At 70.2% G+C, this 8,763-nt stretch carries 10 protein-coding genes; 4 read left to right on the top strand and 6 right to left on the bottom strand.

All coding sequences use genetic code 11. The features are described from left to right. Positions 1-449 precede the first annotated feature (449 nt). Positions 450-1,127 (top strand): HAD-IA family hydrolase, encoded by a 678-nt coding sequence (locus tag ABZ845_RS02585; RefSeq protein ID WP_360972090.1) that lies wholly within the window; start codon positions 450-452, stop codon positions 1,125-1,127. Positions 1,128-1,149: 22 nt separating this feature from the next. Here the strand turns inward: ABZ845_RS02585 and ABZ845_RS02580 are convergent, their stop codons facing one another. After that, on the bottom strand, positions 1,150-2,112 hold the full coding sequence (locus ABZ845_RS02580; protein WP_360972088.1) for a peptidoglycan-binding protein: 963 nt from the start codon (positions 2,110-2,112) through the stop codon (positions 1,150-1,152). A 163-nt stretch (positions 2,113-2,275) separates the two neighbouring features. Between ABZ845_RS02580 and ABZ845_RS02575 the strand changes: the two genes are divergently transcribed. Next, positions 2,276-4,360, top strand: a complete 2,085-nt coding sequence (locus ABZ845_RS02575) for an MDR family MFS transporter (RefSeq protein ID WP_360972086.1) — start codon at positions 2,276-2,278, stop codon at positions 4,358-4,360. Positions 4,361-4,563: 203 nt separating this feature from the next. Here the strand turns inward: ABZ845_RS02575 and ABZ845_RS02570 are convergent, their stop codons facing one another. Next, positions 4,564-5,088, bottom strand: coding sequence for a MarR family winged helix-turn-helix transcriptional regulator (locus ABZ845_RS02570; RefSeq protein ID WP_360972084.1), 525 nt, complete (start codon positions 5,086-5,088; stop codon positions 4,564-4,566). Between the two features lie 116 nt (positions 5,089-5,204). On the opposite strand from ABZ845_RS02570, the gene ABZ845_RS02565 reads away from it, so the two are divergent. Continuing rightward, positions 5,205-5,582, top strand: coding sequence for a DoxX family protein (locus tag ABZ845_RS02565; protein ID WP_360972082.1), 378 nt, complete (start codon positions 5,205-5,207; stop codon positions 5,580-5,582). 33 nt (positions 5,583-5,615) lie between these two features. On the opposite strand, the gene ABZ845_RS02560 is transcribed toward ABZ845_RS02565, so the two are convergent. Next, positions 5,616-6,110 carry a GNAT family N-acetyltransferase gene (locus ABZ845_RS02560; protein ID WP_360972080.1) on the bottom strand — a complete coding sequence of 165 codons (495 nt, stop codon included), beginning with the start codon at positions 6,108-6,110 and terminating at the stop codon, positions 5,616-5,618. 45 nt (positions 6,111-6,155) lie between these two features. After that, positions 6,156-6,554, bottom strand: coding sequence for a DUF1992 domain-containing protein (locus ABZ845_RS02555; RefSeq protein WP_360972078.1), 399 nt, complete (start codon positions 6,552-6,554; stop codon positions 6,156-6,158). Between the two features lie 106 nt (positions 6,555-6,660). Here ABZ845_RS02555 and ABZ845_RS02550 point away from each other — a divergent pair, with 106 nt between their 5' ends. Further along, positions 6,661-7,056 (top strand): hypothetical protein, encoded by a 396-nt coding sequence (locus ABZ845_RS02550; RefSeq protein WP_360972076.1) that lies wholly within the window; start codon positions 6,661-6,663, stop codon positions 7,054-7,056. A 13-nt stretch (positions 7,057-7,069) separates the two neighbouring features. On the opposite strand, the gene ABZ845_RS02545 is transcribed toward ABZ845_RS02550, so the two are convergent. Together ABZ845_RS02545 and ABZ845_RS02540 are read right to left on the bottom strand one after the other, a co-directional pair. Beyond that, positions 7,070-7,753 carry an O-methyltransferase gene (locus ABZ845_RS02545; protein WP_360972074.1) on the bottom strand — a complete coding sequence of 228 codons (684 nt, stop codon included), beginning with the start codon at positions 7,751-7,753 and terminating at the stop codon, positions 7,070-7,072. A gap of 368 nt (positions 7,754-8,121) precedes the next feature. Next, positions 8,122-8,700 carry a hypothetical protein gene (locus ABZ845_RS02540; RefSeq protein WP_360972072.1) on the bottom strand — a complete coding sequence of 193 codons (579 nt, stop codon included), beginning with the start codon at positions 8,698-8,700 and terminating at the stop codon, positions 8,122-8,124. Positions 8,701-8,763: the final 63 nt, after the last annotated feature.

Here is an 8,763-nt window from a genome sequence, read left to right as displayed (position 1 = left end):
CGCACCCTGACAGGGGGCGCGGGGAACTGCGCAAAACCCACAACGCACCGGCAGCCGACGATGAACCGGCATGACCCGACAGGGGCGCGGGGAACTGCGCGACAAGCCACGACGCACGCGCAGTCGACAACGCACCTGACAGGGGGCGCGGGGAACTGCGCAAAACCCACAACGCACCGGCAGCCGACGATGAACCGGCATGACCCGACAGGGGCGCGGGGAACTGCGCAAAAACCCCGCGTCCCCGGGGTGTCCGGAACGTGTCCCACCGGTAACCACGCCGGAGCCCCCGGCCAACCCGCACGTCAGCCCCGGTGGCGCCCGCCGGAACGATTTTGTATCGTGAAGGAACAAAGTGGCTCCCGCCCGCTCCCCCTGACCGGCGGGCGGGGCCGCCTTGTCCCCCGGGCCGCCCGCCGGCCGCCGCCTCGCCCACTGGAGTCCCGCCGATGACGACGGTCCCCACGGTTCTCACCGCCCGTGCCCTGCTGCTGGACATGGACGGCACCCTCGTCAACTCCGACGCCGTCGTGGAACGCGTCTGGCGGCACTGGGCGGACCGGCACGGACTCGACGGCGACGAGGTGATGAGGGTCGTGCACGGCCGCCAGGGGCACGCCTCGATGGCGGTCCTGCTCCCGGACCGCCCGATGGAGCAGAACCTCGCGGACAACGCCCGCATGCTCGCGGAGGAGACCGCCGACATGAACGGCGTGGTGGAGGTCCCCGGCGCCGCCGCGTTCCTCGTCTCCCTGGCCTCGGTCCCGCACGCCCTGGTCACGTCGGCCGACGTGGCGCTGTCCACCGGGCGGATGGCCGCCGCGGGCCTGAAGCTGCCGGATGTGCGGATCACCGCCGAGTGCGTGGGCGCGAGCAAGCCGGACCCCGAGGGCTTTCTCAAGGGCGCGGCCGAACTGGGCGTCGCCCCCGGGGACTGCGTCGTCTTCGAGGACTCCGGTGCGGGCATCGCCGCCGGGCGGGCGGCCGGGATGCGGGTGGTCGGTGTCGGCCCCCGGGCCGGTGCGCACCGCCCCGACGCGCTGGTGGAGGACCTCACCCGGGTGCGGGTGGAGCAGGCCCCCGACGGAACCGTCCGCCTGCACATCACGAAGACCGGCCGAGGCTGACAGGGCAGAGCGGAGCGACCGGTCAGGGCCTGGTTGTCTCCGACTCCAGCATCGCCCTGGTGGCCGGCCCGTACACCCCGTACGAGTCATCTGTGATGCCGCGCGCGAACTGGTAGGTCATCACGGCCGACTCCACCTGTTCGCTGTAGTGGCCGTTCACCGGACCCCAGTACAGGTTCAGCTGGTTCAGCCGTAGCTGGAGCTCGGTGACCCCGGCACCCTTGTCCCCGGGCCGCAGGACCTGGCTGCCGCTCTGGCCGCCGCCGGGCCCGAAGGGCTCGGGGGATGCCGTGGCCTTGGGCCGCGCGGTCGTCGCCGAGGGGCTCGGGGAGGCCGGTGCGGAGGTGCTCGGCGACGCGCTCGCCGGGGACGCCGAGGGGGACGTGCTGCTGCTCTTCGAGGGCGGCGCGCTCACCGGCGTCGGGGGCGCGGACACCGTGGACGGCGGAGCCGACGACGCCTCGCTCGGCGACGGCTGGTCCGGCACGCTCGCCCGTACGTCCTCGGGCATCGCGGTGTCACGCTCCGGCGTGCTGTAGGAGAACAGTCCGCTCGCGAACCCCGCGGCGGCCACGACCGCGGCGACGGCCCCGGTGCCGGCGGTGGCCAGCAGGGCTGTGCGCCTGCCGCGGCTGCGGCGGCGCGGTCCCCTCGTTCTGCGCGCGTCCTCGTCGGTGGCGGGTGCCGGGATCGCGCCGAGGCGCATGGTCTCGTCCGGCCGGGGCATCCCCTCCCGCACGGCCGCGAGCCGCATGGTCCGCTCCGGGGCCGTCTCCGGGATCCCCGGCGCCTCGGGCGCGGGGACCGCCAGTTCCACATACGGCCGGATGCGCAGTGGATCGAAGTCCTCCGCCGCTGCCGCCTCCTCCGTACGGGCGTCCCGGAGCGCGTCGGACGCACGCAGCGTGCAGCCGCAGGACGGCGTTCCGTCCCTCCGCCGCGGTGCCGAGCACTCCGGACAGGTCTGTTCGTTCGTTTCGCTCACGCCTGGGTCCCCTCCCGATGAGCTCCAGAACTCCAGGAATTATGCATATCCCCCTCACAAGATCTTCAGGGAGCCCCGGAATCCGCCCTTCCCAACCGGACTCGACAGGCCATAACCGGTCACACACACCAGGATGAGAGTGGGACTTTCCCGGGAGGCCGGCATGACGGACGACACACAGGGCGGTGCGGGGGAAGCGGAAGCGGCACAGACGGAGACGGGCGGCATCGCGAGTGTCGGTCCGCTCTACGGACGACACACGTCCGTCGAGCAGACCGTGGGCGGTGGTGTCCTGGTCTCCATCGGCGCGCTCCTGCTCGGCATGCTGCTCGCCGCCCTGGACCAGACGATCGTGTCGACCGCCCTGCCCACCATCGTCAGCGACCTCGGCGGCCTGCAGCACCTGTCCTGGGTCGTCACCGCCTACCTCCTCGCCTCCACCGCGGCGACCCCGCTCTGGGGCAAACTCGGCGACCAGTACGGCCGAAAGAAGCTGTTCCAGGCCGCGATCGTCATCTTCCTCATCGGGTCGGCGCTGTGCGGCATGGCGGAGAACATGTCCGAGCTGATCGCCTTCCGCGCCCTTCAGGGCCTCGGCGGCGGCGGGCTCATCGTGCTGTCGATGGCGATCGTCGGCGACATCGTCCCGCCCAGGGAGCGCGGCCGTTACCAGGGGCTCTTCGGTGCCGTCTTCGGTACGACCAGCGTGCTCGGGCCGCTGCTCGGCGGGCTGCTCACCCAGCATCTGAGCTGGCGCTGGGTGTTCTACGTCAACCTGCCCGTCGGTATCGTCGCGCTCGCCGTGATCGCGACGGTCCTGCGCATCCCGCACAAGCGCGCACGGCACGTCATCGACTATCTCGGCACCTTCCTCATCGCCTCAGTCGCCACCTGCCTCGTCCTGGTCGCCTCACTCGGCGGTACGACCTGGAGCTGGGGCTCGCCACAGATCATCGGACTCGCGGTCGCCGCCGCCGTGCTGCTCGCGGCCTTCGTCCTGGTCGAACAGGGGGCGGCCGAGCCGGTCATCCCGCTGAGGCTCTTCCGGGTCCGCACCTTCACGCTCTCCGCGGTCATCAGCTTCATCGTCGGTTTCGCGATGTTCGGCGCGATGACGTACCTGCCGACGTTCCTGCAGGTCGTCCACGGCATCACCCCGACGATGTCGGGTGTGCACATGCTGCCGATGGTGTTCGGAATGCTGCTGTCGACCACCGGCTCCGGCCAGATCGTCAGCCGCACCGGCCGCTGGAAGGTGTTCCCCGTCGCGGGCACAGGCATCACCACGATCGGTCTGCTCCTGCTGCACAAGCTCGACGAATTCAGCGGCAACGCGGAGATGAGCTTCTCCTTCTTCGTCTTCGGCGTGGGTCTCGGCCTGGTGATCCAGGTCCTGGTGCTGATCGTGCAGAACGCCGTCGGCTACGAGGATCTCGGCGTCGCCACCTCCGGCGCGACCTTCTTCCGCTCCATCGGCGCGTCGTTCGGTGTCGCGATCTTCGGCACGCTCTTCGCGAGCAGCCTCGGCCACAACCTCGTGCAGGCGCTCGCCGGGAGCAGGCTCCCCGCCGCCGTCACCCCGGGCTCTCTGGAGGCCGATCCGCGTGGTGTCGTGGCGCTCCCGGTGACGGTCCGGCCCGCCGTGCTGCACGCGTTCTCCGACTCGATCACCGATGTCTTCCTGTACGCGGCGCCGGTCGCCCTTCTCGGCTTCGTCCTGGCGTGGTTCCTGCGCGAGGACAAGCTGCGCGGCTCGGTGACGGCACCGGACGGGACGGAGACGCTCGCGAGCAACCCGGTGGAGCGCTCCTCCTACGACGAGGTGTGCCGGGCACTGTCGCTGCTCGGCTCCCGCGAGGGGCGGCGCCAGGTCTACGAGAAGATCACCGCGCGGGCCGGGTACGACCTGCTGCCCGCGGCGAGCTGGCTGCTGCTGCGCATCAAGAAGTACGGGTGGGCCGAACCGGGGATGCTCGCCGAGCGCAGCATGGTCCCGCTGACCGTCATTCTCGACGCGGGGCGGCAGCTGGAGGAGCGGCAGCTGGCGCGGCGCGAGGGACTCGACCTGATCCTCACCGAGGAGGGCCGTGAGGTCGCCGATCGCCTGGCCCAGGCCCGGGAGGAGTCCATGGCCGAGCTGCTCGGCGACTGGTGGGGGCCGGATCGGCCGACGGACCTCATCCGGTTGGTGCGGGAGCTCAACACGGAGCTGTGCGGGTCCGATGCGGAGCGCCCGCAGGGCGTGTAGCCGGAGTTCTTCCGCAGCCGTGCGGGGGGTGTCGTTTTTGCGCAGTTCCCCGCGCCCCTTATGGGGTGTGTCGTCGGCTGGGGGTGCGTCGTGGTTTTTTGCGCAGTTCCCCGCGCCCCTTATGAGGTGCTTCGTCGGCTGCGGGTGTGTTGTGGGTTTTTTGCGCGGTTCCCCGTGCCTCTGGCGGCGCGCTTCGCACGGTCCTATGGGGTGGGCTTCTTCTTGGGGCGCAGGCGGTCTACCTTGCCGGTGACCAAGGGGTGTTCGGGGTCGACTGCGCCTACGATTCGGCGGCCGATGGTGGTCAGCTGGCGGACCTGTGCCCTGGTGAGTGCGTCGAAGATGTAGGTGCGCACCGCCTCGACGTGCCCGGGAGCGGTGGCGGTCACCTTGTCGAAGCCCTCGTCGGTGAGGGTGGCCACCGTGTACCGGCCGTCGGTGGGGTCGGGGCTGCGGCGTACCCAGTCGCGCTTCTCCAGCCGTCCGACGACCTGGGACAGCCGTGGCAGGGAGCCCTCGACGAACGCGGCCAGCTCGCTCATCCGCAGGGTGCGGTCGGGGACGATCGACAGTCCGGCCATCACCTGGTACTCGAAGTGGCTCAGCCCGGCGTCGCGCTGCAACTGCGCGTCCAGCGCCGCGGGCAGCCGCATCAGCATGCAGCTGAGCGCGATCCACGCCTCGTCTTCCTCGGCGTCCAGCCAGCGGGGCTCCTGCGGGGTCTGCATGAGGGAAGAGTACAGCTTCACGCGTTAAGTGATCCACATCTCCGATGACTTGCATCTTGAAGTCATCGCGGCCTAGCCTTCAGTTAATGCTTTAAGTCATTTGAAAGGTGTGGAGCATGATGAACGGTGTGTTGTGGGTCCTCGCGAGCGTGCTCGCCGTGGCGTTCCTGGCTTCCGGGGCGATGAAGCTGACCCAGCCGAAGGAGAAGCTGGCGGCTTCGGGGATGGGCTGGGCCGAGGACGTGAGCACAGGGACGGTGAAGCTGATCGGAGCCCTGGAGGCGCTCGGCGCGATCGGGCTGATCCTGCCGGCCGCACTCGGTTTCGCACAGACGCTGGTTCCCGTGGCCGCGTTCGGGCTGGGCCTGGTCATGGCGGGTGGCGCGGCCGTGCATGCCCGACGCGGCGAGATGCGGCTGATCGCGGTGAACGCGCTGCTGCTCGCACTCGCGGCCGTCGTGGCGTGGGGCCGCTTCGGGCCGTATTCCTTCTAGTGCCGCGGCAGGAGACCTGCCGGGCGGTCCGGCTCACGTCGGCAGCTGCTTGGTGAACCAGTGCTCCGCGTACGGTGCGTCGTTGTGCCGCTCGGTTTCCGTGTAACCCAGGCGGGCGTACAGGGTGCGGGCCTCCACGAGGTCGTGGCGGGTGTCCAGGATCATGCGCCGGGCGCCCAGTGCGCGGGCCGCGTTCTCGGCGGCGGTCACCAGGAGTGCCGCGCCGCCGAGTCCCCGCATCTCCTTGCGCAGGAAGACCCGCTTCAGCTCGGCGGTGGCGGCGTCCAGGAGCTGTACCCCCGCCGTGCCCGCCGGCTCGTCCTCGTGACGGGCCACCAAGAGCGTGCCGTTCGGCGGGGCAAGGTAGTCGCCGGTGTCGGCGGCGATCTCCCGCTCCAGCTCGTCAGGGGGCGTGCAACGCCCCTCGTGGACCTCGTACCAGCGGTCGCTGACCTCGGCGTAGTAAGCACGCCACAGCGCGGCGGCCACGGGGGAGTCATGGGGCTCGGGGGCAATGGTCCAGCTCATGTGGATCATTCTCGGTGGAGGGCGGGTGGGCCCGGCAACCCGATGTCACCCGCGCTCGCGCCACTCCCGGACGATCTCTTCGACGTCGTAAGGCTTCAGGCCCAGGGGCGGGCCCGGCGGCGGCTTGAACATCATGTCGCGGATCTTCACGTTGAGATCCTCGATCATCCGCCGCACCACCCGCTCGGACGGCGCCTGCGCGGCAGCCGCCAGGGTGTCCTCCGCCTCCTTGCGCAGGGCCAGTGTCGGCGGCAGGACCGCCATTCCCTCGCGGACCATCTTCCGCTTGATCCACCACAGTTCGTCGTACGTCGTGTCCGCGACGGCGGGGGACGGGCGGCCCGCTCCGGGGAGGTGGGCGAAGTCCCCGCGTTCCTGAGCGTCGCGGATCTGCTTGTCGACGAACGACTCGAAGCTGACGCCGGGTGGCTTGCGCTCGGTCATGCGTCCATTGTGCCGGACGTCACCCTGAGGGGCGATCGGGCGAATTATCATTCGGCCTCGAGACGTCAACATGGCTTGGCCGTAGACGCATTCAGGAGGAGCGCACGTGCTCGAACTCACCATGGCCTCGGTCTCCGGGGCGGACGCCGGGGCGACGGCCGGCATGCTGATGGCCGACGCGCCCAGCGACCCGGGCGCCGTGCTGCGGGTGGGCCGGGACCCGTCCGTGTGCCGCCTGGCCACCCCCGATGACTGGCTGTTCGTCTCCCGTGTCCACCTGGAGTTCGTGTGCGGCCCGGACGGCGGGTGGCAGGTGACGTGGCTGCGTGGCTCCCACCCCGACCCCTCGTCCCACGTGATGCTGGTCCTGCCCGGACACCCGGCCCAGCCCCTGCCCTACGGCGGCACGGTCAGGCTCCCGCACGGCGGGGCAGGGGAACTGGTCATCCAGGACCGCACCGCCCCGCGCAGCGTCAACGTGGGGTTCTTCCACGAGGCCTGACGGCCGGCGTCGGTCAGTCCAGCACCCGTGCCAGCGCGAAGCCGTCGTAGCCCTTGCTGCCCACCGTCTGGACCGCCGTACCGTCCAGCTTCGGGTGGGAGGCGATCAGCTCCAGTGCGGCACGGGTGCCCCGCACGGCCGGGTCATCGCCGCCGGTATCGGTGACCTGGCCGCCGCGCACCACGTTGTCCACGATGATCAGGCTTCCCGGGCGGGTCAGCTTGAGAGCCCACTCGACGTAGTTGGGGTTGTTGACCTTGTCCGCGTCGATGAAGACCAGGTCGAACGGCTCCTGGTTCTCGTCGGCCAGCTTCGGCAGGGACTCCAGAGCGGGTCCGACGCGTACCTCGGTGATCGCGTCCAGGCCCGCCCGCTCGAGGTTGCGGCGGGCCACCTCGGCGTGCTTGGCGTCGTACTCCAGGGTGATCAGACGGCCGTTCTCGGGCAGTGCGCGGCCGAGCCAGATCGTGCTGTAGCCGCCGAGCGTGCCGATCTCCAGGATGCGGCGGGCGCCCTGGATGCGGGCGAAGAGGTGGAGCAGCTTGCCCTGGTTCGGGGCGACGTAGATCGGCGGCAGTCCGGCCGCCTCGCTCTCCCGCAGGGTCTCGGTGAGCACCTCGTCGTTGAGGGAGAGGAGGTCGGTGAAGTACGCGTCGACGTCGTCCCAGATCTGCTGCGCTGCGCTCGCTGTGCTCATGAACCAGACCTTTCGGCTGCCTAGTTAGGCGTCATAACTAGATTCGCTAATGAAAGATAGTCAAGATCGGACGCCGTGTCAGGCCCCCTTTCGCGGAACGAGTAACACTCCATCAGAGTGCCATTCGGAGCGACCATCTTGTCGCGTTCGGGGGCCTGCTCGGCCCGGTGAGGCGCTTTTCGGCCGGTCATGGCCGCCTCGGCGCTCCGCGGGAATTCCGGTTCATCACCCGAGGGTCCGTCGTGGCGGATCGTGCCCGCAGGGCGGAGCCGCATACCGACTGGGTCCCACGCCCCTTGGAGGCGCTGCCGTACGCATCCGACTTCGCCGGATCCCGCTGGATCCCGCCGGATCCAAACGAAGGACCCCTAGTTCTTCCCCGCCCGAACCTGGTCGATGGACCACGCGCCCAGTCCCACCAGCACTGCCGCTCCGGCCGCGTAGACCGGCAGCCACAGGGTGGTGGTGGCCGACAGGCAGTCGGCGACCACGGCATGGCTCTGGACGTTCTGCGCGTGAGCCAGGGCGGCGACGTCGCGGCCGGACAGGTTCGCCAGCGCTGCCTCCGTTCGGATGCGCTCGTAGGTGCCCAGCGCGGGACAGCCGGCACGGGTGCCCGGCATCGGGAACAGCCACGCCCAGCGCTGCATCATGGGGGCCAGCGCGATGGCTACGCACAGGCCGACGACCATCGAGTACGCCGCCAGATTCCGCATGTACGTGGATCGGAGACCGGGTGTCCACGTCGGCAGCCGGTAGAAGGAGAAGATCACCGTGAGGAGCGTCGCTCCGATGTAGGTGGCGAACCACTGCCACGAACCCTGCGCGAGTGCGGCCGTCAGTACGGCGGCGAGGCCGATGCCGATGACCCCCGCCTGACCGGAGGCATCATGGCTCGTTCTGGTGGATGCCGGGCTCCGGGCCCCTTGAAGGCTGGGGTCGTCCACAGTCTCTCCTGCCTGGTTCGGCCCTCAGCATCCAGGCGCGCGGCGCCGTCGCGCCGCAGCCAT

The organism is Streptomyces sp. NPDC047022 (assembly GCF_040644155.1).
Taxonomy (GTDB): Bacteria; Actinomycetota; Actinomycetes; order Streptomycetales; family Streptomycetaceae; genus Streptomyces.
The sequence above is the reverse complement of the archived record's forward strand: the minus strand, read 5'-3'. Positions and strand labels throughout refer to the sequence as shown.

Excerpts from the sequence above, each read along its gene's own strand:
- ABZ845_RS02545 (WP_360972074.1), bottom strand. The coding sequence starts at position 7,753 with ATGAGCACAGCGAGCGCAGCGCAGCAGATCTGGGACGACGTCGACGCG.
- ABZ845_RS02570 (WP_360972084.1), bottom strand. The coding sequence starts at position 5,088 with ATGCAGACCCCGCAGGAGCCCCGCTGGCTGGACGCCGAGGAAGACGAG.
- ABZ845_RS02565 (WP_360972082.1), top strand. The coding sequence starts at position 5,205 with ATGATGAACGGTGTGTTGTGGGTCCTCGCGAGCGTGCTCGCCGTGGCG.
- ABZ845_RS02575 (WP_360972086.1), top strand. The coding sequence starts at position 2,276 with ATGACGGACGACACACAGGGCGGTGCGGGGGAAGCGGAAGCGGCACAG.
- ABZ845_RS02555 (WP_360972078.1), bottom strand. The coding sequence starts at position 6,554 with ATGACCGAGCGCAAGCCACCCGGCGTCAGCTTCGAGTCGTTCGTCGAC.
- ABZ845_RS02560 (WP_360972080.1), bottom strand. The coding sequence starts at position 6,110 with ATGAGCTGGACCATTGCCCCCGAGCCCCATGACTCCCCCGTGGCCGCC.
- ABZ845_RS02585 (WP_360972090.1), top strand. The coding sequence starts at position 450 with ATGACGACGGTCCCCACGGTTCTCACCGCCCGTGCCCTGCTGCTGGAC.